This window comes from Vibrio sp. 1457, assembly GCF_033340195.1.
Lineage (GTDB): Bacteria > Pseudomonadota > Gammaproteobacteria > Enterobacterales > Vibrionaceae > Vibrio > Vibrio alginolyticus.
The window spans coordinates 1-1,033 of sequence record NZ_JAWOWA010000151.1; the positions used below are offsets into that span (position 1 = coordinate 1).

Consider the following 1,033-nt stretch of genomic DNA (forward strand, 5'->3'; position numbering starts at 1 on the left):
TGGGTCTGGCGATTGGCGGCGCTATTGGTTATATCGGTGGCGGCTGGCTGTTTGACCTGGGCAAATCGGCGCACCAGCCAGAGCTTCCGTGGATGATGCTGGGCATTATTGGCATCTTCACTTTCCTTGCGCTGGGTTGGCAGTTTAGCCAGAAACGCGCCGCGCGTCGTTTGCTTGAACGCGACGCCTGATTTGATACTCCCCCCTGACTCCTCCATACTGAAAGTGAACTGACAGCCAAATGGAAGAGTCACGTGAAGCTATACATTTACGATCACTGCCCTTACTGCCTCAAAGCCCGCATGATTTTCGGCCTGAAAAATATCCCCGTCGAATTACATGTTCTGCTCAACGACGACGCAGAAACACCCACCCGGATGGTCGGTCAAAAACAGGTTCCCATTCTGCAAAAAGATGACAGCCGCTATATGCCAGAAAGCATGGACATCGTTCACTATGTCGATAAACTCGACGGCAAACCGTTACTGACCGGCAAACGTTCCCCTGCCATTGAAGAGTGGCTGCGCAAGGTCAATGGCTACGCCAACAAACTGCTGTTGCCGCGTTTTGCCAAATCGGCATTTGATGAGTTTTCTACTCCCGCCGCGCGCAAATATTTCGTCGACAAGAAAGAGGCCAGCGCGGGTAATTTTGCCGACCTGCTGGCCCACTCTGACGGTCTGATTAAGAATATCAGCGATGATTTACGTGCGCTGGACAAACTGATCGTCAAACCGAACGCCGTGAATGGCGAACTCTCGGAAGATGATATTCAGCTATTCCCGCTACTGCGTAATCTGACGCTGGTAGCCGGAATTAACTGGCCAAGCCGCGTTGCTGATTACCGCGATAATATGGCGAAACAGACACAAATCAATTTGTTATCATCAATGGCGATTTAATCCTGACCCGCCGCGGCAGCCTGTATTCGCGGGTTGCCGCCGTTTTCAGTTTTTTCTGCTGGCGAGTTTATCGCTGGTGACACATGCTGCGTTGTGTCAGGATATTGACGCAGATTTCATGTCGAGGACTA

2 protein-coding genes are annotated in these 1,033 nt (G+C 51.5%); both read left to right on the forward strand.

From position 1 onward, the window contains the following. Positions 1-191 (forward strand): hypothetical protein (locus tag R7Z41_RS24470; RefSeq protein WP_318141700.1); only part of this gene is annotated, 191 nt, incomplete at its 5' end. A 63-nt stretch (positions 192-254) separates the two neighbouring features. After that, the gene (gene grxB, locus R7Z41_RS24475; RefSeq protein ID WP_000780912.1) at positions 255-902 is read left to right on the forward strand and encodes a glutaredoxin 2; all 648 of its coding nucleotides are present in this window, start codon (positions 255-257) and stop codon (positions 900-902) included. Positions 903-1,033 lie beyond the last annotated feature (131 nt).